The sequence below is a fragment of the Cyanobium sp. LEGE 06113 genome, assembly GCF_015207615.1.
Genome location: NZ_JADEWM010000005.1, coordinates 1 through 20,579, shown reverse-complemented (window position 1 = coordinate 20,579; position 20,579 = coordinate 1). Strand labels below are relative to the sequence as shown.

Below are 20,579 nucleotides of genomic sequence, written 5' to 3'. Positions count from 1 at the left end.
CCAGCGAAAGCTGGGATCCAGGGCGGCTGAGTGCGGCCCTTGTTGCTTGAGGTGCCAGCTTTCGCTGGCATGACGAAAAACTGGTTAGGCCCCTTGCGCCCCGCGCATCATGCCCACGATCCCGGTGCGGCCGACCTCGACCAGCCCCAGCTCGCGCATCAGGGCGATGAAGCTGTCGACCTTGTCGGGCGGGCCGGTGATTTCGAAGATGAAGCTTTCGGTGGTGGTGTCGACGGGCCGCGCGCGGAAGATATCGGCGAGGCGCAGCGCCTCGACCCGCTTTTCGCCCGTGCCGGTGACCTTGATGAGCGCCAGTTCGCGTTCGACATGCGGCCCGGCGGTGGTGAGGTCGGTGACCTTGTGCACCGGCACCAGCCGTTCCAGCTGCGCCTCGATCTGGTCGATCACCGAAGGCGGCCCGTTGGTGACGATGGTGATGCGGCTGACCGCGTGATCCTCGGTGATGTCGGCCACGGTGAGGCTGTCGATATTGTAGCCGCGCGCGGTGAACAGGCCGGTGATCTTGGCGAGGATCCCGGGTTCGTTATCAACGGTGACAGCGAGCACATGGCGCTCGGAGGCCGCTTCGGCGATTTTCATGGGCATTGTTCGTGTCCTCAGACCAGCGCCTTGGCTTCGTCGTCCATCGTCCCGTCGACCTTGTCGCCGTAGAGGATCATATCGGTATGCGCCGCGCCGGATGGGATCATCGGCAGGCAGTTGGCATCCTGCGCGACGAGGCAATCGACCATCACCGGCCCATCATGGGCGAGCATCGCGGCGATGCCTTCGTCCAGCTCGCTTTCGTCATGGATGCGGATGCCCTTCCACCCGTACGCCTCGGCCAGCCGCACGAAATCGGGCAGGCTGTCGGAGTAGCTGTTCGAATAGCGGCTCTCATAGGTCAGTTCCTGCCACTGGCGGACCATGCCCATATATTCGTTGTTGAGGATGAACACCTTGACCGGCAGGCGGTACTGGCTCGCGGTGCCGAGTTCCTGAATGTTCATCTGGATGCTGGCTTCGCCCGCAATGTCGATCACCAGCGCATCCGGGTGGCCAAGCTGCGCACCGATCGCGGCGGGCAGGCCATAACCCATCGTGCCGAGCCCGCCGCTGGTCAGCCACTTGTTCGGATCATCAAAGCCGAAATATTGCGCCGCCCACATCTGATGCTGGCCGACTTCGGTGGAGATCACCGGCTTTTGCGCGTGGGTGAGCGCGTGCAGCCGCTCGATCGCCTTTTGCGGCATGATCATGTTCGGGTGCTTGGCCGAACGTTCGGGATAAGCAAGGCATTCGCGCGCACGCCAGCCGGCGATCCGCGCCTTCCATTCGCCCAGGTCCTTAGGCTGGCGCGCACCCCATGCTTCGACCAACTGGCCGAGCACCGCTGCGCAATCGCCGACAATGCCGAGGTCAACGGCCACGGTCTTGTTGATCGATGAGCGGTCGATATCGATGTGGATCTTTTTCGAATTGGGCGAGAAAGCATCGAGCTTGCCCGTCACCCGGTCATCGAAGCGCGCGCCGATGCACACCATCACGTCGCAGGTGTTCATCGCCATGTTGGCTTCATAGGTGCCATGCATGCCCAGCATCCCCAGCCAGTCGGGATGGGTCGAGGCAAAGGCGCCGAGGCCCATCAGGGTCGAGGTGACGGGTGCCCCGGTGATGTCCTGGAAGCGGCGCAGCAGCGCGCTTGCCTCTGGCCCGGCATTGATCACCCCGCCGCCGGTATAGAGGATCGGGCGCTCGGCAGAGGCGATCATCTCGACCGCCTCGATGATCTGCTCGGCCGGGGCTACCATCTGCGGGGCGTAGCGGTGCGATCCGGGGCGCACAAGCGCGCGGCGTTCGGAAGGCACGGCGATCTGCACGTCCTTGGGAATGTCGATCACCACCGGGCCGGGGCGGCCGGTGGTGGCAATGCGAAACGCCTCGGCAATGGTCGCGGCAAGGTCTGCCGGGTCCTTCACCAGATAATTGTGCTTGGTGCAGTGGCGGGTGATGCCGATGGTGTCGGCTTCCTGAAAGGCATCGGTGCCGATCAGGCTGGTCGGCACCTGTCCGGTGATGACCACCAGCGGGATCGAGTCCATCCACGCATCGGCAATCCCGGTGATCGCGTTGGTCGCGCCGGGGCCGGAGGTGACCAGCACCACGCCCGGCTTGCCGGTGGCGCGGGCATAGCCTTCTGCCGCGTGGGCCGCGCCCGCCTCGTGGCGGACGAGGATGTGGCGGATATGATCATTGCCGAAGAGTTCGTCATAGATCGGCAGCACCGCGCCGCCGGGATAGCCGAACACGAATTCCACGCCCTGCTCGATCAGGCACTGCACAAGGATCGCCGCACCGCTGCTGGCGGTGGGGGAAGGCTTGGCAGGATCCGGCTGAGCGGGCACGGGGAACTCCATCTTGAACGGTTGGCGCCCGTTGGTGGGCAAGGCTGCGGGCAGGCGGGGCTTAACAACAAAACCGGCCCGATGCAGGGGGGATTGCATCGGACCGAGTTCCATCGCCGCTATCGGTTACATTCTGATAGGTCAACCCCTAATTGTGAAATAATGATGCGAAATTCGCGTCAATGTCGATATTTTCATATCCGGGCCCGATGGCGATGCGCGGCCACTCAGCCGGTGGCTGACGCCGGAACCAGGTGAATTGCCGCTTGGCATAGTTGCGGGTCGCCTGCTGTCCGGACGCGATCAGCGTCGCCTCGTCGATCGTCCCGGCGATGGCGGCGGCAATTTCGGCCACGCCGATCGCGCGCATCACCGGCAGATCGGGGTCGAGTTCGCGCGCCAGCAGGGCGGCGACCTCCTCGATCGCGCCCGCCTCCAGCATCGCCGCAAAGCGCTGGTCGCAGCGTCCGTAGAGCCAGGTGCGCTCGGGCAGCAGGATCAGCGGGTGCAGCGTCACCTCCTCGCCGATGCCGCCCGCCTTGGCGATCTGCCAGTCGGCCAGCGTCACGCCGGTCGAGCGCTTGACCTCCAGCGCGCGGGCGATGCGCTGGCGGTCGCCGGGGTCGAGCTGGGCGGCGCGCAGCGGGTCTTCGACTGCGAGCAATTTATACGCTGCATCCTCATCCAGCGCGCGCACGGTGGCGCGCACATCGGGGTCGATCTCCGGGATCGGGGCGATGCCTTCAAGCAGCACCTTGATATACAGCCCGGTGCCGCCGACCAGGATCGGCACGTCGCCGCTGGCGTGAATATCGGCAATCTCGTCCTTCGCGCGCGCGGCCCAGGCGGCGGCCGAGCAGGCCTCGGCCCCGTCCCATGCGCCGAACAGGCGATGCTCGATGCCCTCCATCTCGTCCTCGGACGGGCGCGCGGAGAGCACGCGCAGATCGGCATAGACCTGCGCGCTGTCGGCATTGACGATCACCCCGCGCCGGCCGGTCTCGGCAAGCCGCTGGGCCAGCGCAATCGCAATCGCGCTCTTGCCGCTGGCGGTCGGCCCTGCAATGAGCGCAAGCGGATTTTCAGGTAGATGTTCTGGAGTAACGGACTTGCTCATTGCCCGGCTGATAGCAGACCCAGCGACAAGGGAAACACGCCTTGATGCGATGGCCGATGCGCTGAAAGGCGAAGGCGCTATGCTGGCCGCGGCGGCCCTGCTGCCGGGCGAGGACGTGCTGGAGCTGCGCTTTGCCCAAGGCGATCCGCAAGCGGTGCTGGGCGCGATCGACCGCTTCTTCGCCCCTGCCGATGCGCTGGTGAGCGAGGGCGAGATCGTTATCCCGCAAGTCTTCGTCTCTGACATGGATTCGACCATGATCGGGCAGGAATGCATCGACGAACTGGCCGATTACGCCGGGTTGAAGCCGCAGATCGCCGCGATCACCGAACGCGCGATGCAGGGCGAGCTCGATTTCGCCGAAGCCCTGTGCGAGCGGGTGGCGCTGCTCGAAGGGCTGGATGAAGGGGCGATCGGCACCTGTCTGGCAGAACGGATCACTCCGATGGCGGGCGCGCGCACGCTGGTGGCAACGCTGGCTGCGCTGGGGACGCGCACGGTGCTGGTGACCGGCGGCTTTCACCACTTCGCCGAACCGGTGGCGGGGATGCTGGGGTTTGAAAGGGTGGTCGGCAACCGGCTTGAGGTCGCAGGCGGAATGCTCACCGGCAGGCTGGTCGGCCCGATCACCGATAGCGCGGTGAAGGCGGCAGTCCTGCGCGAGGAGGCGGGGGAAGGGCAGGTCAGCCTCGCCACCGGGGACGGGGCCAATGACATTCCGATGATCGCGGCGGCGACCTATGGCTTTGCCTATCGCGCCAAGCCCAAGGCCCGCGCGGCGGCCAATGGGCGGGTTGATGCGGGCGATCTGACCGCGGTGCTCACCCTGCTGGGCGTGCCGCGCGCGCAGTGCGCGAGAGCTGATCGGAGGCGCGGGAACAGGCGGGCGAAAAGCGGGTTTTCTTCATGAAGCGAATCTGCTATTAACATTGATGTAAGCAAGTCGGGCGATAAGTCGCCCATCTTGAAGGATTAGCTATCAATGACCCGCTTCGACCGTGACGCCTATACCCGCCTCCGCGCCGCTGATGGCACCGTGCTGCTGCACCCCGATCGCCCGGCTGCACGCTATCGCCCGCTGCGCGCGGTCAAGGCGTTTCAGGCGCTGATCAAGGACAAGGAAGACACCTCGCTGGTGTTCAAGATCTTCGAATCGCTCCCGTCGAAGACCTTTCTGCCCCGCGTGCAGGACCTCGCCCTGTCCGAGCGCGGCGAAGCGCTGCGCCGCACCGAGCCGCGCCTGCCCGAAATCCTCGACGATCACGCCGCGCTGCGCCGGACGCCCAAGGGCAGCCTTGCCCATGCCTATTGCGATTTCATGGAAAGCGAAGGCCTGACCGCAGCCGGACTGGTGGCCGAGGCCGAGAGCCTTGGCCGCGCCAAGTATCCCGATCTCGTCCAGTGGTTCATGGAACGCTCGCGCGATACGCATGATCTGTTTCACGTGCTGACCGGCTATGGCCGCGATGCGCTGGGTGAACAATGCGTGTTGCTGTTCACCCATGGCCAGTCGCCCAGTCAGGGCCACTTGCTGATCGGCTATGCCGGGGCGGCGAACATTGCCAAGATGGTGCGCGGCAGCAAGGCGCCGGTGCTTGGCGCTGTGCGTCAGGCCCATCGCACCGGCAAGGGCGCGCCGCGTCTGATCGAACAATCGATCCGCGATCTGCTCGCCCGCCCGCTGGAACAGGTGCGCGCCGATCTGCGCATTCCCGAGCCGACGCAATATCGCGTATGTCACCGCATCTGGCGCACCGAGGGGATCGACCCCTACAACCTGCTCGCCAGCCCCAGCGCCCAGCAGGAACTGGCTGCGGCCTGATCTCTCGCACCCCGGAGCATCCGATAATGGCCTTTCCCGATCTCCCGCTGGTGGCCCCCGACCGCAAGACCTCGGGCTTTCGTCCGCTCAAGGTGCTGCACCATTTCGGCAAGCTGGTCGAGGACAAGGAGGACACCGAACAGGTGTTCCACATCATCGAGGCGACCAAGGGCCGCAAGACCCACGCGCAGGCGCACGCCTTCATTCGTTCGCCGGAAGGCCAGCGCTTCCTGCGCGACGGGGTGGATATTCCCGCGATGCTCGACGATCATGCGCGCTGGGCCGATTGCGGGCCCGATAGCGTCGCGGCGCATTACATCGCCTTCATGAAGCGCGAGGGGCTGTCGGCGGCCGGGCTGGTGGCGGAAAGCCACAAGTGGGCGCCGCCCGAAAGCCTGCCGCGCGATCTGACCCAGTGGTATTTCGACCGTCTGCGCGACACGCATGATCTGTTCCACGTGCTCACCGGCTATGGCCGCGATGCGCTGGGGGAGGCGAGCCTGCTGGCCTTCAGCTACGAGCAGAACCACAACAAGGGCATCCTGTTCATCGCCTATGCCGGGGCGCGCCAGATCGGCAAGGTGAGCGGCACCAAGGCGCCGCTCTACGCCGCGATTCACGAAGGTCGCAGGCTCGGCAAGGCGGCGGCGAAGATCGCGCATCAGGACATCGCCGCGCTGATGCGCGAGGATATCGGCGCGGCGCGCGCACGGCTCGGCATCGGCAAGCCGGAGGTCTACCGGCAGTGCCTCGCGATCCTCGAAAGCGAGGGCGTGGCCCGGGAACAGCTGACGCTGGGCGGGGCGGGGGCGCAGGCGGCTTAGAAAGCCACTAACGGCGGGGAGTGATTACCCCTCCATCCACTCGCTGAAGAACCGCTGATTGGCCGCGCGCAACTCGCTGAGCGGCACGCCCAGCACATGATCGCCGCCCACGGTGCCCACGCGCTGGAAGCCGATCTGGGCGGTCTCCTCGTCGCGCGTGCCCTTGGCCAGCGCTGCGTTCAATGCCGCGACATCAGGCACGGTGACCAGATAGCGCCCCTGATCCTCGCCGAACCACCATTGCGCCGGGGTGTAGGCAGGGTTGGCCGGTTCGACTTCCGCGCCGATCCCGCCCGCCAGCGCCATTTCCGCCAGCGCGACCGCGAGGCCGCCGTCGCTGAGGTCATGCACCGCGTTGACCAGCCCGTCGGCGATCAATTCGTGGATGATTTCGCCTGCCGTGCGCTCGACCACGAGATCGGTCGGCGGGGTGCGGCCCGCCTCCATCCCCTTGACCACCCGCAGCCACAGCGACTGGCGAGGTGCGAGCGGGTGGGATCGGGCTTGGCCCAGAATTCCGGCCCGACAAGGTAGATCGCATCGCCCGCCTGCTTGAAGTGCATGGTCATCATCTTGGAGAGGTCCGTGATGATGCCGACGCCGCCGATCGCCGGGGTGGGCAGGATCGCCGAGCCGCCGCCGGTCGCCTTGGACTCGTTGTAAAGGCTGACATTTCCGCTGACGATGGGGAAGTCCAAAGCGCGGCAGGCGTCACCCATGCCATCGAGCGCATGGACGATCTGCGCCATGATCTCGGGGCGCTGGGGGTTGGCGAAGTTGAGGCAGTTGGTCACCGCCAGCGGCCGCGCACCCACGGCGCAAAGATTGCGGTATGCCTCGGCAATGGCCTGCTTACCGCCCTCGTAGGGGTCGGCGAAGACATAACGCGGGGTGCAATCGGTGGTGATGGCGAGCGCCTTGCCCGTTCCGTGCACCCGCACCACGCCCGCATCGCCGCCGGTCTGGAGCGTGTCCGCACCGACCTGCGAATCATATTGCTCGGCAATCCAGCCGCGCGAGGCGAGATCGGGCGAGGCCATCAGCGTCAGCAGATCGGCGGCCACATCATCGGTGGCCGGAAGCTCGCCCAGCGGTTTGACGCCTGCCCAGGCCTTGTATTCCTCTTTCGACAGGTAGGGCCGGTCATAAAGCGGGGCTTCGTCGGCCAGCGGGGCGAGCGGAATGTCGCACACCACCTCGCCGTTGAATTCGAGCACCATATGGCCGGTATCGGTGACTTCGCCGATCACCGCAAAATCGAGCTCCCACTTGCGGAAGATCGCCTCGGCCATGGCTTCCTTGCCGGGCTGCAGCACCATGAGCATCCGCTCCTGGCTTTCGCTCAGCATCATTTCGTAAGGCGTCATGCCCTCTTCGCGGCACGGGACCTTGTTCATGTCGAGCCGGATGCCCGCTCCGCCCTTGGACGCCATTTCGACGCTCGAGGAGGTCAGACCCGCCGCGCCCATGTCTTGAATGGCGACAATCGCATCAGTCGCCATCAGTTCGAGGCAGGCCTCGATCAGCAGCTTCTCGGTGAAGGGATCGCCGACCTGCACGGTGGGGCGCTTCGCGTCCGCATCCTCGCCGAAGTCCGCCGAAGCCATGGTCGCGCCGTGGATGCCGTCGCGCCCGGTCTTGGAGCCGACATAGACGATGGGGTTCCCGAGCCCAGTGGCGGCGCTGTAGAAAATCTTGTCCTGATCGGCGACGCCCACCGTCATGGCGTTCACAAGGATATTGCCGTCATAGGCCGGGTGGAAGTTCGTCTCCCCCGCGACCGTAGGCACGCCGACGCAATTGCCGTAGCCGCCGATCCCGGCGACCACGCCCTGCACCAGATGCTTCATCTTGGGGTGTTCCGGCCGCCCGAAGCGCAGCGCATTGGCGTTCGCCATCGGCCGCGCGCCCATGGTGAAGACATCGCGCAGGATGCCGCCCACGCCCGTAGCCGCGCCCTGATAGGGTTCGATGTAGCTGGGGTGGTTGTGGCTCTCCATCTTGAAGATCGCCGCCTGCCCATCGCCAATGTCGATCACGCCCGCGTTCTCGCCCGGGCCGCAGATCACCCAGGGGGCCTCGGTCGCAGCTTCTTGAGATGCAGGCGCGAGGATTTGTAGCTGCAATGCTCCGACCACATCACCGAGAAGATGCCGAGTTCCACAAGATTGGGCTCGCGGCCGAGCGCGTGCAGGACGCGCGCATATTCCTCAGGCGAAAGGCCGTGGCTCTCGACGATTTCGGGGGTGATGGTGGTCATGCCGGGGACTCCTTGCGCCGCCCCCTAGATTACACTTCGCCGAAGGCCAAGCCGCCGCGTTTCTGGAACCAGCGATTCTCCCCCACCCATGCCGCCAGCGCGGTGAGGATGGCGAAGGCGAGCAGGGCTTGCAGATAGAGGAACGGCCCCGCCGTTTCGGGATGGGGGCCGAACCAGTTGACGGCTTGGAGCAGCAGCATCACCGCCAGCAGCACCAGCGGCGGGCCGATGGGGCCGCGCGTGCGGCGCACGTAGAAGGCAAAGGCGCCGCCCGTCAGCAGCAGTTCGAGCGGCATGGCGATCAGGGGAAAGTTCCACAGCCCCAGACCCAGCTTGGGCGGCTCGCCGTCGATGGTGAGATCGGGCACATGCACCAGCCAGTCGAGCCCCCAGTGCGACAGCACCACCAGCCCGGCCAGCAGCCCGGCAAACAGGCTGCGCTGCCAGCCGGCCACCACCGCAAGGCAGGCCAGCGCCCACAGCCCAGCGCCGATCAGGCTGTGGGTATAGGGCATGTGATAGAGATCGAGCGGCACCATCACGCTTGCCGCCGGATCGACCTTCAGCCGTTCCACCCCGATCAGCGCCAGCGCGAAGAACCCCCAGTCGACCAGCTGCGCCGCCACGAACAGCGTGCCGAGCCGCGGGCTTTTGGGGCTGACAGCGGCGGCGATGAAGGCCGGGGCGAAGTGGCCGATGAACATCAGGTGGCAGCGGGGGCGAAGCGCAACACCACCCAGGTCGCGACTGCGCTCGCCGTGCCGGTGGCAAAGGCGCCCCACAGGATGTCGAGCACGCTGACATGGGTCGCCCACACCTTGAACACGGCCTGCGAGGTGAGGTCGAAGGTGGCATAGCACAGCCCGCCCAGCAGGATCCCGTTCAGCAGCGCGGCCTGCACCGTGCCGCTTTCAATGCCAGGCTTGATTGCGAACCATGTCATGCCCGCCAGATAGATGAAGTAGAATGCCCCCGCCGCGGCGACGTTGAAATTCTCGGCCATGATCTCGCCGATCACCGGCTTGTAGAGATTGCCCGAGGCCCAGCGCAGCCACACCGCATCCAGCGCCCCGAAGGCAAGCGCGGCGGTGCCATAGGCGATGATCCATTTCGTCATATTCGTTAGTATCCCGGTTTGTCCCGCCCCGATGCGCGCCAGCCTTGACCGGGCCGAGCGGCTCCGTCAATGCTGCGGGGCATGGACGAGGGCAATACCGCCGCCGGGTCGGCACCTGAGATTTCGCAGATGAGCTTCGAGCAGGCGCTGGCCGCGCTCGAGCAGATTGTGCAGCAACTTGAACGCGGCGACGTGCCGCTCGACCAGTCGATCAGCCTCTATGAACGCGGCGAGGCGCTGCGCGCGGCGTGTCAGGCGCGGCTCGATGCGGCGCAGGCGCGGATCGAGAAAATCGTCACCGGTGCCGATGGCCGGGCGAGCGGCACCCGTCCTTTCGACGCGGAGAGCTGAGACCATGCTGGCGGGGGTAGAAACCGATATTCTGGGCGAGGGCCTGACACGCGTTCAGGGCGAAATCGATTCGCTGTTCGATGCGCTGCTGCCGGTGCCGGACGATACCAGCGCGCGCCTGATCGAGGCGATGCGCTATGCCGCGATCGGCGGGGGCAAGCGGGTGCGCCCGCTGCTGGTGGTCAGCACCGCGAGCTTGTTCGGCGTGTCGCGCGATGCGGCCCTGCGGGCAGGCGCGGCGATCGAGGCGATTCACGTCTATTCGCTGATCCATGATGATCTGCCGTGCATGGATGATGACGACCTGCGCCATGGCAAGCCCACGCTGCACAAGGTCTATGACGAGGCGACCGCGGTGCTCGCCGGGGACGCGCTGCACGCGCTCGCCTTCGAGATTCTCGCCGAGGAGGAAACCAGCAGCGATCCCTTCGTGCGCTCCGAACTGATCGCCACGCTTGGCAAGGCTTCGGGCATGCACGGCATGGCCGGGGGGCAGATAATGGACATGGTCGCCGACGAGGAAGGCGTGACCTATGACCTGCACACCATCACCCGGCTGCAACAACTGAAGACCGGCGCGCTGCTTGCCGCCAGCGTCGAAATGGGCGCGATCCTTGGCCGGGTAGCGCCGCAGGGCCGGGCGCACCTGAGAGGCTATGCCCGCGATATCGGCCTTGCCTTCCAGATCGCCGATGATCTGCTCGATGTGACGGGCGATCAGGACAAGGCGGGCAAGGCGCTGCGCAAGGACATCGAGCAGGGCAAGCAGACCTTCGTCACCCTCTTGGGGGTGGAACGGGCGCGCGAACAGGCCCGCGCGCTGGTGGATCAGGCCATCGGCCACCTTTCGACCTACGGTCCCGAGGCCGATATCCTGCGCGCGCTCGCCCGCTTCATCGTCGAACGCGACCGCTGACTTCGCGAGAGGGGACACGCCTCATGACACGCCGCATCGGGATCTATCCCGGAACCTTCGACCCGATTACGCTGGGCCATGCCGATATCATCCGGCGCGGGGCCAAGCTGGTCGATCACCTCATCATCGGGGTGACCACCAATCCCAGCAAGAACCCGATGTTCTCGACCGAGGAACGCTTTCGCATGGTCGAGCGGGAGGTGGCGAACATGGGGCTCGCCAATGTCGCGGTGGCAGGCTTCAACGCGCTGCTGGTGAAGTTTGCGCAGAAGCAGGGCGCAAGCGTCATCATCCGCGGCCTGCGGGCGGTGGCCGATTTCGAGTACGAATACCAGATGGCGGGCATGAACCAGCAGCTCGACGAGGACATTGAGACGGTGTTCCTGATGGCCGATGTCTCGCTTCAGCCGATCGCCTCGAAACTGGTCAAGGAAATCGCCATGTATGGCGGCGATATCGCCAAATTCGTCAGCCCGCCGGTGCGCGAAGAGGTGATCGCGCGGGTGCGCGAGCAGGGGCTGAAGGGCGATTACTAGGCCCGCTCTGTTGGCAAGGCGCGCTTCATTCATTGCAGTGTCAGCGTGGGCTGGCTACAGGCTGCGGGCAATCCGGATGACATGATGATCAAAGCCTCGTTCCTCTCCGCCTTTGGTGCCCTTTTTTTGCTGGCCGCAGCCCACCCGGCGCTGGCCCGTCAGCAGGACGGCGACGCGCCGCCGGCCGCAAGCGGCGACAATGCCGAAAAGATGGACGAGGACGCCGAGGAAGCGGCGGTTGCCCCGCCCAGGATGTACGCGCCGATCGATTACGACGTGACGTCCGATCCGGAGAATATCTGGGTGCTCGACCTGTCGAACGGCGAGCGGGTGAAGATCCGCCTGATGCCCGACTGGGCGCCCGGCCATGTCGAGCGGATCAAGCTGCTGACCCGCAGCGGCTTTTACAACGGCGTGATCTTCCACCGCGTGATCGACGGCTTCATGGCTCAGGGCGGCGATCCGACCGGGACGGGGCAGGGCGGCAGCGAGCTGCCCGACCTCAAGGCCGAATTCAATCCGATGCCCCACGTGCGCGGCACCGTGGCGATGGCCCGCGCGAGCGAGGAAGACAGCGCCAACAGCCAGTTCTTCATCGTCTTCTACCCGCGTTTCAGCCTCGACAAGAAATACACCAATTTCGGCCGGGTGATCGAGAACATGGACGCGGTCGACACGATCAATCGCGGCGAACCGCCGAGCGATGCGACCTATATCGTCCAGGCTTCGCTGGCGAGCGACAACCTGCCACCCCCGCCGCCGCCCGCTCCGGCCGAGGACGAGCCGATCACGCTCGACATGCTGAACGGCCCAACCAGCTAAAAGGCTTTCCTGAGCAGGGCCTGCGCATTATGCGCTGCCGGCCATGAAAGTAGACCTGTTCGATTTCGATCTCCCGCAAGAGCGGATTGCTCTTCGCCCCGTTCGCCCGCGCGATGCGGCGCGGATGCTGGTGGTGCGCGGGGGCGACGCGCCGTTCGAGGATGCCGGCGTGCGCGATCTGCCAAGCCTGCTCAATCCCGGCGATGTGCTGGTCTTCAACGATACCCGCGTGATTCCCGCCCAGCTCGAAGGCCGCCGCGCCGACGGGGAGGCGAAGATCGGCGCCACCCTGCACAAGCGGATCGACCTCAGGCGCTGGCAGGCCTTCCTCAAGAACGCCAGACGGGTGAAGATCGGCGACCAACTGGTGTTCGGCGGCGGGGTCACCGCGCTGGCCGAGGAACGCCACGCCGATGGCTCGCTGACGCTGTTCTTCGAGGGCGAAGAGCCGGTCGAGGTGCTGCTCGACCGCGCCGGCACCATGCCCTTGCCGCCCTATATCGCCTCGAAGCGCGGGGTCGATGCCCAGGATCTTGAAGACTACCAGACCATGTTCGCGCGCGAGGAAGGCGCGGTTGCCGCTCCCACCGCCTCGCTGCATTTCACGCCAAGGCTGATCGATGCGATCGACGCGGCCGGGATCGGGCGGGCGATGCTGACCCTGCATGTGGGGGCGGGCACCTTCCTGCCGGTCAAGGCCGAGGATACCGACGACCACCAGATGCACGCCGAATTCGGCCGCATCCCGGCCGAGACCGCCGCGCAGCTCAATGAAGCGCGCGCGAAGGGCGGGAAGATCATCGCGGTCGGCACCACGGTCCTGCGCCTGCTCGAAAGCGCGGTGGACGAGAATGGGATCATCCAGCCTTTCGCGGGCGATACGTCGATCTTCATCACGCCGGGCTACCGGCTCAGGGCGGTGGACGGGCTGATGACCAATTTCCACCTGCCCAAATCGACCCTGATGATGCTGGTCAGCGCATTGATGGGGCGCGAGCGGATGATGGCGGCCTATGCCCATGCCATCGCAAACGAATACCGCTTCTATTCCTACGGCGATTCCTCGCTGCTGCTGCCCTGAGGGCAGGCCCGGTCCGGTAGCTTTTCGGCACGGTCTGCGAGCGGCTTTTGTCGAGCTCCAGGCGCAGTCCATCTGACCTGAGGAGGAATTCGTCTGACTGTTAATGTCTTGGAAAGAATATAAACCTAGCGGATGGCGTTCCCGCAGCATTCCTGCGGCGGGCCATAAACAAGGATAGAAAACGCATGAGGAAAATCGCATTCACCACGCTGACGGTGATGGCCGCGATGGCACTTCCGGCGGCTGCCCAGGCGCAGTCCAATGATGACCCCGAGGTGGAGGCCTTCGTCGGTGTATCGGCCGGTATTCATGACATCGGCCTTGGCATCCCCGATGACAGTGGCGGCATCTACGGCGTCATTGCCGGGGTCGATGTGCCGCTCGGCGAGACCGTTTTCATCGGGGCCGAGGGCAATTTCCACTTCGGCGATGGTGCGATTAACAATGAATACGGCATCGCGCCCGCGCCGGCTTTCGTGTTGGCGACTCCGCCAAGCTGTTCGTGCGCGGCGGCTATCAGGAAGTGGATGTCGACCTTGCCAACATCCTCGGCGTCCCCGTGCCGCCTGGTCTCGACACCTCCGATGGCGATTACATCGTCGGGGGGGGCGTGGAGTTCGGCCTTGGTGACAGTCCGGTTCGCTTCCGGGCGGTGATCGATACCATTGCCTTCGACACCACCCGCGGGACTGTGGGCGTGCTCTACACCTTCTGAGGCCTGCGCAACCAGTAACAGGGCAGGCGCCGCTTACCTGAGCGGTGCCTGCCCTTTTTGCTGCGCGCGTGACAGCGCGGCGCGCTGCGGCTAGGGGCGCTGGCGCAATGACCACCCCGCGCTTTTCCTTCACCCTCCACGCAACCGACGGCAAGGCCCGCACCGGTACCATCGCCATGCAGCGCGGGGAAATCCGCACGCCCGCCTTCATGCCGGTCGGCACGGCGGCGACGGTCAAGGCGATGAAGCCCGAAAGCGTGCGCGCGACCGGGGCCGATATCATCCTCGGCAATACCTATCACCTGATGCTGCGCCCCGGCGCGGAGCGGGTCGCGCGGCTTGGCGGCTTGCACCGCTTCATGAACTGGCCGCGCCCGATCCTGACCGATAGCGGCGGCTATCAGGTGATGAGCCTTTCGGAACTGCGCAAGCTGACCGAACAGGGGGTCGAATTCCGCAGCCACCTCGATGGGTCGAAGCACATGCTGAGCCCCGAACGCAGCATGGAAATCCAGCGCCTGCTGGGCTCGGACATCGTCATGGCCTTCGACGAATGCCCCCGCGCCGACCGGCCGCGTGACGAAATCGCGGCCAGCATGGAATTGTCGATGCGCTGGGCAAGGCGCAGCCGCGAGGGGTTTGATGCGGACGAGGAACATGCTGCCCGCGCGGCGTTGTTCGGCATCCAGCAGGGCGCGCTGCATGAAGACCTGCGCCGCATCAGCGCCGAAAAGCTCACCGAAATCGGGTTCGATGGCTATGCCGTCGGCGGCCTCGCGGTGGGCGAGGGGCAGGAGGCGATGTTCGGCGTGCTCGACTATGCGCCCGATATGCTCCCCACCGATCGCCCGCGTTACCTGATGGGGGTGGGCAAGCCCGATGATCTGGTCGGCGCGGTTGAGCGCGGCATCGACATGTTCGATTGCGTGCTGCCGACACGGTCAGGGCGCAACGGGCAGGCCTTTACCTGGAACGGCCCGCTCAACCTGCGCAATGCCCGCTTTGCCGAGGATACCGGGCCGCTCGATGAGCGTTGCCAGTGTCCGGTCTGCACCACCTATAGCCGCGCCTATATCCACCACCTCGTCAAATCGGGCGAGATGCTGGGGGCGATGCTGGTGACGGAGCACAATCTCAGCTTCTATCAGGCCTTGATGCAGGGGATGCGGGATGCCATTGCGGAAGGGCGCTTTGCCGATTTTGCCGCCGCGTTCCGGCGCGATTACCTTGGAAGTTCCGTTTGATGCCCAAACTCCCCGAAGCCTGCACCACCATGGCCGAGGTGCGCGAAGGCGTTGATGCGCTTGACCGCGAGCTGGTGGCCCTGCTCGCGACCCGCTTCGGCTACATGCGCGCCGCCGCGGATCAAGCCGACCCGCGAAGCGGTGCGCGACGAGGAACGCAAAGCCAGCGTGATCGCCGCTGCTGTGGCCGCAGCCGAGGCGCAAGGGCTGCCGGGTGACGTGGTGGCCGACATCTGGGAACGGCTCGTCGAAGGTCGATCGCCTACGAATTCACCGAATGGGACCGGATCAGGGATTAGTCTCTTTGCCAAGGAAGGCGGCGAGCCGGGCCTGCTTTTTCTGCGGCGCTTTCTGACGGATCGAGCGCGCCATTTTCGCCACCCGCGCTTCCCACTTGGCGATGTTGCGCGGCGGGGTGTTTTCCCCCACTGGCCCCAGCGACAATGTGCGCACCGGGGCAAAGCCGCAAAAGCCGAGGATCTGCCCCTTCCAGCGCCGCACCAGCGGGTTGCCGTGATACCAGCGGATCACGAAGGGCGGGGTGTCCATCGTCGCGATCAGATCGGCCGAACGGCCCTGCATCAGCTTGTCCCACCACGGATCGCCGACATGATAGGCGAAGGTGAATTTGGGCAGGAACAGCCGGTCGATCAGGCCCTTCAGCGCCGCCGGTTCCGCGCCCCACCACATCGGGAAGGCCACCACCAGATGATCGCAGGCATCAAGCTTTTCGGCGAGCGCGACCAGGTCCGGCTCCCATTCGGTGCGCTGGCGATAGCCGTGTTTGAGCACCGGCGAGAAAGCAAGATCGCGCACCGCCACGCGGGTCACCTCGGCGCCTGCGGGCAGGGCGGCGGCATAGGTATCGAGCAGGTGCGTGGTCAGGCGACCTTCTTCCGGATGACCATCCAGCAGCAGCACGTTCATGGTGATGCGATCCCCTTGGCGATTTGGCCGGGGTGATGGCAAAGCCGCGCGCAAAAGAAAAGGGCGACCCCGCAGGGCCGCCCTCTTGTCTTCGCCTTTCGGCAAAAGCCTTTTAGCGCGAGTAGAACTCGACCACCAGGTTCGGTTCCATCGTGACCGGATAGGGCACTTCGTCGAGCTTAGGCACGCGGGTGAACTGGACCTTGTCGTTGCCGTCGGGGGCGACGTAATCGGGAATGTCACGCTCGGGCAGGGTCTGGGCTTCGATCACCAGCGCCATTTCCTTGGCCTTGCTGCCGAGGCTGATGACATCGCCCACATCGACCCGGCGCGAGGCGATGTTGCACTTCACGCCGTTCACATAGATGTGACCGTGGCTGACGATCTGGCGAGCCGAGAAGATGGTCGGCGCGAACTTGGCGCGGTAGACCACCATGTCGAGGCGACGCTCAAGCAGGCCGATCAGGTTCTGGCTGGTGTCACCCTTCATGCGCGAGGCTTCGGCGTAGGTGCGCTTGAACTGCTTTTCGGTGACGTCGCCATAATAGCCCTTGAGCTTCTGCTTGGCGCGCAGCTGAAGACCGAAGTCGCTCATCTTGCCCTTGCGGCGCTGGCCGTGCTGGCCGGGGCCGTAGGAACGCTTGTTCACCGGGGAATTGGGGCGACCCCAGATGTTTTCGCCCATCCGGCGGTCAAGCTTGTACTTGGCGCTCTTGCGCTTCGACATAAGTCGTGTCCTTCAATGTGCTGGATCAGCCCTGTGCTGACCATTCAACCCGGCATCGCTCCATCACGCACGGAGGCGGGATGCGGCCACTGCTTCACCGGGGTGCAGGGCCCATTTGCGAAGGCGCGCGCATAGCAGGATAGGGCACAAGGTCAAGCCTTGGCGGCGTGACCGGCGGCGCTCAGTCGCCCTTCTCGCGTTCGAGCGTGCTGAGAATGCCGCGCAGGGTGCGCACCTCGAGATGGTTCCAGCCCGGCTTGGTCAGCAGCCCGCGCAAGGTGCGGCGGGTGCTTTCGGCGCGCGCTTCGGGGTGGAAATAACCGCGCGGCTCCAGCAGTCGCTCCAGATGGGCGATCATCCCGTCGAGCTCCTCCTGCGGGGCGGGGGGCAGGGCCTCTTCGGCGGTGGGCTGCACCAGCACTTCGTCCGCCTCGCCCAGCTCGCGCCCGATGCGCGACCATTCATAGGCCACCAGAATCACTGCCTGCGCCAGATTGAGCGAGCCGAATTCGGGATTGATCGGAATGGTCAGGATATTGCGCGCGAGCGCTACGTCCTCGGTTTCCAGCCCCGAACGTTCGGGCCGAAGATGATCGCATGGCGGCCGGGCAGGGTGTGGACCTGCCGCCCGGCCTCGTCCGCGCCGATCACCGGCTTGGTGACGCCGCGCTTTCTCACCGTGGTGGCATGGACATGGGCGCAATCGGCGACCGCCTCGGCGGTGGTGGCATAGACCTGCGCCTGTTCCAGCACGATATCAGCCCCGGCCGCTGCCGGGCCAGCGGAAGGATTGGGCCAGCCATCGCGGGGGGAGACGAGGCGCATCTCGGTCAGCCCGAAATTGAGCATCGCGCGCGCCGCCTTGCCGATATTCTCGCCCAATTGCGGGCGCACGAGCACGATCACGGGCTTGTTGAGATCGGCCATCTTGTGATTATTCCTTCGCCGCTTGCTGGACGGTGCTGGCAAATTCCTCGAAGTCACGCGCCTCGGAGAAGTCGCGATAGACGCTGGCGAAGCGGATATAGGCAACCGAGTCGATCTGGCGCAGGCCTTCCATCACCAGCTCGCCGATATGGGCCGAGGGCACCTCGGCCTCGCCCGAGGTTTCGACCTGACGCTGGATGCCGGAAATGAGCTGGTCGAGCCGTTCCTGCTCGATCCCGCGCTTGCGCGAGGCAAGGGCGATGGATTGTTCGAGCTTCATCCGGTCGAAAGGTTCGCGGCGATCCCCGGACTTGACCACCACCACCTCGCGCAATTGCACGCGCTCGAAGGTGGTGAAGCGCGCCCCGCAGGACGAACACTGCCGCCGCCGCCGGATCGAGGTGCCATCCTCGGTCGGCCGGCTATCCTTTACCTGGCTGTCATCATGGGCGCAAAAGGGGCAGCGCATTCAGAGGGTTACTTTCTGATCCTCTGGTAGAGTGCGAAGCCCGCACCGGCGAGGCCGCCAAGGATCGGCCCGCCGATAATCAGCGCGCCCGCGAGCGCGCCGATCCCGGTTCCGATCAGGACCGGCTTGGTCGAGGGGTGACCCATCCCCTCCTTGGCCATGGCCGAAATCTCGGTCTTGGCATCTTCCACCCAATCGGGGGTCTGGCGCGGTTCCTGATCGCTCATCGGTTGATCCTCACATGCCCGGATAGACGGGGAAGGCGGCGCACAGATCGGACACCCGCGCACGCACGCTCTCTTCCACCTGCGCATCGCCTTCGGGGCCGTTTTTGGAAAGGCCTTCAACCACTTCGGCGATGAGCTTGCCAACCGTGCGGAACTCTTCCGGGCCGAAACCGCGGGTGGTCCCGGCGGGCGTGCCCAGACGGATGCCGCTGGTGACGAAGGGCGAGCGGGTGTCGTAGGGAATGCCGTTCTTGTTGCAGGTGAGGAAGGCGCGGTCGAGACCCTTTTCGGCGTCCTTGCCGGTCACGTCCTTGCTCGTCAGATCGACCAGCATCGAGTGATTGTCCGTGCCGCCCGAAACGATCCGCAGCCCGTTTTCTTCAAGGCTCGCCGCCAGCGCGCGGGCGTTTTCGACGATGCGGTGGGCGTAGGTCTTGAATTCGGGCTGCAATGCCTCGCGGAACGCCACCGCCTTGGCCGCGACGACATGCATCAGCGGGCCGCCCTGCATCCCGGGGAACACCGCCATGTTGAGCGGCTTGGTGAACTTCTCGTCATTCCACAGGATGATGCCCGAACGTGGCCCGCGCAGGCTCTTGTGCGTCGTCGAGGTGACGATGTCGCAATGCGGGAAGGGCGATGGATGTGCGCCGCCCGCAACGAGGCCGGAGATGTGGCTCATGTCGCACAGCAGCACCGCGCCCACTTCATCGGCGATGGCGCGGAAGGCGGGGAAATCCCACTGCCGCGAATAGGCCGTGCCGCCGCAGATGATGATCTTCGGCTTGTTTTCCCGCGCCTTCGCGGCGACCTCGTCCATGTCGATGGTCTCGGTCTCGCGGGTCACGCCGTAGGAGACGACGTTGAACCACTTGCCGCTCATGTTGACCGGCGAGCCATGCGTCAGGTGCCCGCCCGAATTGAGGTCGAGCCCCATGAAGGTGTCGCCCGGCTGAAGCAGGGCGAGGAACACCGCCTGGTTCATCTGCGAGCCGGAATTGGGCTGCACATTGGCAAAATTGCAGCCGAACAATTGCTTGGCGCGCTCGATCGCCAGCGTTTCGACCACGTCGCATAGTCGCAGCCGCCATAGTAACGCTTGCCCGGATAGCCTTCGGCATATTTGTTGGTGAAGACCGAACCCGTGGCCTCCAGCACCGCGCGGCTTGCGATGTTCTCGCTCGCGATCAGCTCGATCTTGTCGCGCTGGCGGGCCAGTTCCTTGGCAACCGCAGCGGCGATTTCGGGGTCGGCAGAGGCGAGGTCGTCATGCCAGAAGGCATCCATCGACTGGGCTGCGTGGCGGGAGGCAAAATCGGCGGGGGCGGTGCTCATTGATGGGTCTCGATATGGTCGGGGGAGAAGGGGGGCTTGCCGAGCTTGCCGACCCGGCGCTGGTGACGCCCGGCCGGATCGCCGGCATCGGCGAATTCGGTGTCGAGAAATGTGGCAACGCAGGACTTCGCCATTTCGATCCCTACGAGACGCGCGCCCATTGCGATGCAATTGGCATCATTATGTTCGCGGGCGAGGGCGGCGGAAAGCGGCTCGGAAACGAGCGCGCAGCGCACTTCGGGGTGGCGGTTGACCGCCATCGAAATGCCGATCCCGCTGCCGCACAGGGCAATGCCGAATTCGACCGTGCCTTCGGCGATGATCTCGGCAAGGCGGTAGCCATAGTCGGGATAATCGACGCTCTGGCCGGGTTCCGGGCCGAGATCGGCGACCTCGTGGCCTTCCTCGATGAGCCATTCGGCGAGGTCGGCCTTCAATTCGGTCGCGGCGTGGTCTGAGGCGATGGCGATGCGCATGGCTTTGCCATAGTCGCTGGGGCGGGGATTCTCCACCCCGTAGATTGCCCTTTTCGACCGCTGCCGCCGGTTTCGGCTTTACGCTGCGGAAAGAGACCTGATGCTAGACGCGTGCCGATGCACAAGCCCGCTTCCCCCCTGACCGCCGAGCAATGGCTGGCGCGCGTCTTTGCCGACGCTGCGCCCCGCCATTTCGGCACGGGCTGGATCAGCGGGGTGCTGGGGATCGTGCTGGGGCTGCTGGCGCTGTTGGCGGTGCTGTGCCTGCACTTTCCGCAATA

Annotated in this window: 27 protein-coding genes and 1 pseudogene; 11 read left to right on the top strand and 17 right to left on the bottom strand. The window is 65.4% G+C overall.

Annotation, left to right across the window (positions count from 1 at the left end; genetic code table 11):
• Positions 1 to 84: 84 nt before the first annotated feature.
• From ilvN to miaA, 3 genes are read right to left on the bottom strand one after another with little or no spacing between them, the layout of a single operon-like run.
• Positions 85 to 600: an acetolactate synthase small subunit gene (ilvN, locus tag IQ220_RS09505; RefSeq protein WP_073975495.1), complete on the bottom strand. Its 516-nt coding sequence runs from the start codon at positions 598 to 600 to the stop codon at positions 85 to 87.
• Between the two features lie 17 nt (positions 601 to 617).
• Entirely contained in the window at positions 618 to 2,504 is a 1,887-nt protein-coding gene (gene ilvB / locus IQ220_RS09500) for a biosynthetic-type acetolactate synthase large subunit (RefSeq protein WP_228009089.1), read from the bottom strand.
• Between the two features lie 49 nt (positions 2,505 to 2,553).
• Positions 2,554 to 3,522, bottom strand: coding sequence for a tRNA (adenosine(37)-N6)-dimethylallyltransferase MiaA (gene miaA, locus IQ220_RS09495; protein ID WP_193914631.1), 969 nt, complete (start codon positions 3,520 to 3,522; stop codon positions 2,554 to 2,556).
• Between the two features lie 49 nt (positions 3,523 to 3,571).
• On the opposite strand from miaA, the gene serB reads away from it, so the two are divergent.
• The 3 genes from serB (at position 3,572) to IQ220_RS09480 (ending at position 6,168) form a co-directional block, all read left to right on the top strand.
• Complete coding sequence (gene serB, locus IQ220_RS09490) at positions 3,572 to 4,432, top strand: phosphoserine phosphatase SerB (protein ID WP_228009088.1); 861 nt, start codon at positions 3,572 to 3,574, stop codon at positions 4,430 to 4,432.
• Positions 4,433 to 4,504: 72 nt separating this feature from the next.
• Positions 4,505 to 5,344, top strand: coding sequence for a Coq4 family protein (locus IQ220_RS09485; protein WP_193914627.1), 840 nt, complete (start codon positions 4,505 to 4,507; stop codon positions 5,342 to 5,344).
• A gap of 26 nt (positions 5,345 to 5,370) precedes the next feature.
• Positions 5,371 to 6,168, top strand: a complete 798-nt coding sequence (locus IQ220_RS09480; RefSeq protein ID WP_193914625.1) for a Coq4 family protein — start codon at positions 5,371 to 5,373, stop codon at positions 6,166 to 6,168.
• A gap of 24 nt (positions 6,169 to 6,192) precedes the next feature.
• Here the strand turns inward: IQ220_RS09480 and IQ220_RS15760 are convergent, their stop codons facing one another.
• The 5 genes from IQ220_RS15760 to IQ220_RS09465 are packed head-to-tail and all read right to left on the bottom strand — an operon-like array spanning position 6,193 to position 9,545.
• Positions 6,193 to 6,582 (bottom strand): AIR synthase-related protein, encoded by a 390-nt coding sequence (locus tag IQ220_RS15760; RefSeq protein WP_370566410.1) that lies wholly within the window; start codon positions 6,580 to 6,582, stop codon positions 6,193 to 6,195.
• Positions 6,543 to 8,237, bottom strand: a complete 1,695-nt coding sequence (gene purL, locus IQ220_RS09475; RefSeq protein WP_370566409.1) for a phosphoribosylformylglycinamidine synthase subunit PurL — start codon at positions 8,235 to 8,237, stop codon at positions 6,543 to 6,545. The genes IQ220_RS15760 and purL overlap by 40 nt, the downstream gene beginning before the upstream one ends.
• Complete coding sequence (locus IQ220_RS15755; RefSeq protein WP_228009085.1) at positions 8,234 to 8,428, bottom strand: hypothetical protein; 195 nt, start codon at positions 8,426 to 8,428, stop codon at positions 8,234 to 8,236. Before IQ220_RS15755 ends, purL begins: the two co-directional genes overlap by 4 nt.
• A gap of 29 nt (positions 8,429 to 8,457) precedes the next feature.
• The gene (locus IQ220_RS09470) at positions 8,458 to 9,132 is read right to left on the bottom strand and encodes a hypothetical protein (protein ID WP_193914623.1); all 675 of its coding nucleotides are present in this window, start codon (positions 9,130 to 9,132) and stop codon (positions 8,458 to 8,460) included.
• Positions 9,132 to 9,545 (bottom strand): DUF2177 family protein, encoded by a 414-nt coding sequence (locus tag IQ220_RS09465; RefSeq protein WP_193914621.1) that lies wholly within the window; start codon positions 9,543 to 9,545, stop codon positions 9,132 to 9,134. Before IQ220_RS09465 ends, IQ220_RS09470 begins: the two co-directional genes overlap by 1 nt.
• An 81-nt stretch (positions 9,546 to 9,626) precedes the next feature.
• Between IQ220_RS09465 and IQ220_RS09460 the strand changes: the two genes are divergently transcribed.
• Genes IQ220_RS09460 through queA form a run of 5 tightly spaced genes read left to right on the top strand, consistent with a single transcriptional unit; the run spans position 9,627 to position 13,251 of the window.
• Positions 9,627 to 9,896 carry an exodeoxyribonuclease VII small subunit gene (locus IQ220_RS09460; RefSeq protein WP_193914619.1) on the top strand — a complete coding sequence of 90 codons (270 nt, stop codon included), beginning with the start codon at positions 9,627 to 9,629 and terminating at the stop codon, positions 9,894 to 9,896.
• Positions 9,897 to 9,900: 4 nt separating this feature from the next.
• On the top strand, positions 9,901 to 10,812 hold the full coding sequence (locus IQ220_RS09455; protein ID WP_193914617.1) for a polyprenyl synthetase family protein: 912 nt from the start codon (positions 9,901 to 9,903) through the stop codon (positions 10,810 to 10,812).
• A gap of 23 nt (positions 10,813 to 10,835) precedes the next feature.
• A complete protein-coding gene (coaD, locus tag IQ220_RS09450) occupies positions 10,836 to 11,348 on the top strand; it encodes a pantetheine-phosphate adenylyltransferase (RefSeq protein ID WP_193914614.1) in 513 nt (170 codons plus the stop codon).
• Between the two features lie 45 nt (positions 11,349 to 11,393).
• Positions 11,394 to 12,170, top strand: coding sequence for a peptidylprolyl isomerase (locus tag IQ220_RS09445; protein ID WP_370566408.1), 777 nt, complete (start codon positions 11,394 to 11,396; stop codon positions 12,168 to 12,170).
• A 43-nt stretch (positions 12,171 to 12,213) separates the two neighbouring features.
• A complete protein-coding gene (gene queA, locus IQ220_RS09440; RefSeq protein WP_193914612.1) occupies positions 12,214 to 13,251 on the top strand; it encodes a tRNA preQ1(34) S-adenosylmethionine ribosyltransferase-isomerase QueA in 1,038 nt (345 codons plus the stop codon).
• Between the two features lie 125 nt (positions 13,252 to 13,376).
• Here queA and IQ220_RS09435 read toward each other — a convergent pair whose 3' ends face one another.
• Positions 13,377 to 13,673, bottom strand: coding sequence for a hypothetical protein (locus IQ220_RS09435; RefSeq protein WP_193914610.1), 297 nt, complete (start codon positions 13,671 to 13,673; stop codon positions 13,377 to 13,379).
• 101 nt (positions 13,674 to 13,774) lie between these two features.
• Here IQ220_RS09435 and IQ220_RS09430 point away from each other — a divergent pair, with 101 nt between their 5' ends.
• From IQ220_RS09430 to IQ220_RS09420, 3 genes are all read left to right on the top strand, one after another.
• Positions 13,775 to 13,966, top strand: coding sequence for a hypothetical protein (locus IQ220_RS09430; RefSeq protein ID WP_193914608.1), 192 nt, complete (start codon positions 13,775 to 13,777; stop codon positions 13,964 to 13,966).
• Between the two features lie 107 nt (positions 13,967 to 14,073).
• Positions 14,074 to 15,210 (top strand): tRNA guanosine(34) transglycosylase Tgt, encoded by a 1,137-nt coding sequence (tgt, locus tag IQ220_RS09425; RefSeq protein ID WP_193914606.1) that lies wholly within the window; start codon positions 14,074 to 14,076, stop codon positions 15,208 to 15,210.
• On the top strand, positions 15,210 to 15,428 hold the full coding sequence (locus IQ220_RS09420) for a hypothetical protein (RefSeq protein WP_228009084.1): 219 nt from the start codon (positions 15,210 to 15,212) through the stop codon (positions 15,426 to 15,428). Before tgt ends, IQ220_RS09420 begins: the two co-directional genes overlap by 1 nt.
• Before the next feature lie 70 nt (positions 15,429 to 15,498).
• Here the strand turns inward: IQ220_RS09420 and IQ220_RS09415 are convergent, their stop codons facing one another.
• The 8 genes and pseudogenes from IQ220_RS09415 to IQ220_RS09385 all read right to left on the bottom strand — a co-directional run bounded on the left by IQ220_RS09415 (position 15,499) and on the right by IQ220_RS09385 (position 20,298).
• Complete coding sequence (locus IQ220_RS09415) at positions 15,499 to 16,137, bottom strand: NAD(P)H-dependent oxidoreductase (RefSeq protein WP_193914604.1); 639 nt, start codon at positions 16,135 to 16,137, stop codon at positions 15,499 to 15,501.
• 112 nt (positions 16,138 to 16,249) lie between these two features.
• A complete protein-coding gene (gene rpsD / locus IQ220_RS09410; RefSeq protein WP_193914602.1) occupies positions 16,250 to 16,864 on the bottom strand; it encodes a 30S ribosomal protein S4 in 615 nt (204 codons plus the stop codon).
• Between the two features lie 181 nt (positions 16,865 to 17,045).
• Positions 17,046 to 17,345 (bottom strand): hypothetical protein, encoded by a 300-nt coding sequence (locus IQ220_RS16085; RefSeq protein ID WP_255510912.1) that lies wholly within the window; start codon positions 17,343 to 17,345, stop codon positions 17,046 to 17,048.
• 68 nt (positions 17,346 to 17,413) lie between these two features.
• Positions 17,414 to 17,791, bottom strand: a complete 378-nt coding sequence (locus tag IQ220_RS16080) for a TrmH family RNA methyltransferase (RefSeq protein ID WP_255510911.1) — start codon at positions 17,789 to 17,791, stop codon at positions 17,414 to 17,416.
• A 7-nt stretch (positions 17,792 to 17,798) separates the two neighbouring features.
• Complete coding sequence (gene nrdR / locus IQ220_RS09400) at positions 17,799 to 18,260, bottom strand: transcriptional regulator NrdR (RefSeq protein WP_193914592.1); 462 nt, start codon at positions 18,258 to 18,260, stop codon at positions 17,799 to 17,801.
• A gap of 8 nt (positions 18,261 to 18,268) precedes the next feature.
• Positions 18,269 to 18,487, bottom strand: coding sequence for a hypothetical protein (locus IQ220_RS09395; RefSeq protein ID WP_193914590.1), 219 nt, complete (start codon positions 18,485 to 18,487; stop codon positions 18,269 to 18,271).
• Between the two features lie 10 nt (positions 18,488 to 18,497).
• Positions 18,498 to 19,774, bottom strand: a pseudogene (glyA, locus tag IQ220_RS09390) (serine hydroxymethyltransferase).
• A gap of 44 nt (positions 19,775 to 19,818) precedes the next feature.
• Positions 19,819 to 20,298 carry an RpiB/LacA/LacB family sugar-phosphate isomerase gene (locus IQ220_RS09385; RefSeq protein WP_193914589.1) on the bottom strand — a complete coding sequence of 160 codons (480 nt, stop codon included), beginning with the start codon at positions 20,296 to 20,298 and terminating at the stop codon, positions 19,819 to 19,821.
• Between the last annotated feature and the right edge of the window lie 281 nt (positions 20,299 to 20,579).

Excerpts from the sequence above, each read along its gene's own strand:
- miaA (WP_193914631.1), bottom strand. The coding sequence starts at position 3,522 with ATGAGCAAGTCCGTTACTCCAGAACATCTACCTGAAAATCCGCTTGCG.
- ilvN (WP_073975495.1), bottom strand. The coding sequence starts at position 600 with ATGAAAATCGCCGAAGCGGCCTCCGAGCGCCATGTGCTCGCTGTCACC.
- queA (WP_193914612.1), top strand. The coding sequence starts at position 12,214 with ATGAAAGTAGACCTGTTCGATTTCGATCTCCCGCAAGAGCGGATTGCT.
- IQ220_RS09455 (WP_193914617.1), top strand. The coding sequence starts at position 9,901 with ATGCTGGCGGGGGTAGAAACCGATATTCTGGGCGAGGGCCTGACACGC.
- nrdR (WP_193914592.1), bottom strand. The coding sequence starts at position 18,260 with ATGCGCTGCCCCTTTTGCGCCCATGATGACAGCCAGGTAAAGGATAGC.
- IQ220_RS09465 (WP_193914621.1), bottom strand. The coding sequence starts at position 9,545 with ATGACGAAATGGATCATCGCCTATGGCACCGCCGCGCTTGCCTTCGGG.
- coaD (WP_193914614.1), top strand. The coding sequence starts at position 10,836 with ATGACACGCCGCATCGGGATCTATCCCGGAACCTTCGACCCGATTACG.
- IQ220_RS09420 (WP_228009084.1), top strand. The coding sequence starts at position 15,210 with ATGCCCAAACTCCCCGAAGCCTGCACCACCATGGCCGAGGTGCGCGAA.
- rpsD (WP_193914602.1), bottom strand. The coding sequence starts at position 16,864 with ATGTCGAAGCGCAAGAGCGCCAAGTACAAGCTTGACCGCCGGATGGGC.
- IQ220_RS09395 (WP_193914590.1), bottom strand. The coding sequence starts at position 18,487 with ATGAGCGATCAGGAACCGCGCCAGACCCCCGATTGGGTGGAAGATGCC.
- tgt (WP_193914606.1), top strand. The coding sequence starts at position 14,074 with ATGACCACCCCGCGCTTTTCCTTCACCCTCCACGCAACCGACGGCAAG.
- IQ220_RS09385 (WP_193914589.1), bottom strand. The coding sequence starts at position 20,298 with ATGCGCATCGCCATCGCCTCAGACCACGCCGCGACCGAATTGAAGGCC.
- IQ220_RS16080 (WP_255510911.1), bottom strand. The coding sequence starts at position 17,791 with ATGGCCGATCTCAACAAGCCCGTGATCGTGCTCGTGCGCCCGCAATTG.
- ilvB (WP_228009089.1), bottom strand. The coding sequence starts at position 2,504 with ATGCAATCCCCCCTGCATCGGGCCGGTTTTGTTGTTAAGCCCCGCCTG.
- IQ220_RS15755 (WP_228009085.1), bottom strand. The coding sequence starts at position 8,428 with ATGACCACCATCACCCCCGAAATCGTCGAGAGCCACGGCCTTTCGCCT.
- IQ220_RS09415 (WP_193914604.1), bottom strand. The coding sequence starts at position 16,137 with ATGAACGTGCTGCTGCTGGATGGTCATCCGGAAGAAGGTCGCCTGACC.
- serB (WP_228009088.1), top strand. The coding sequence starts at position 3,572 with ATGGCCGATGCGCTGAAAGGCGAAGGCGCTATGCTGGCCGCGGCGGCC.
- IQ220_RS09480 (WP_193914625.1), top strand. The coding sequence starts at position 5,371 with ATGGCCTTTCCCGATCTCCCGCTGGTGGCCCCCGACCGCAAGACCTCG.
- IQ220_RS09485 (WP_193914627.1), top strand. The coding sequence starts at position 4,505 with ATGACCCGCTTCGACCGTGACGCCTATACCCGCCTCCGCGCCGCTGAT.
- IQ220_RS09460 (WP_193914619.1), top strand. The coding sequence starts at position 9,627 with ATGGACGAGGGCAATACCGCCGCCGGGTCGGCACCTGAGATTTCGCAG.
- IQ220_RS09470 (WP_193914623.1), bottom strand. The coding sequence starts at position 9,132 with ATGTTCATCGGCCACTTCGCCCCGGCCTTCATCGCCGCCGCTGTCAGC.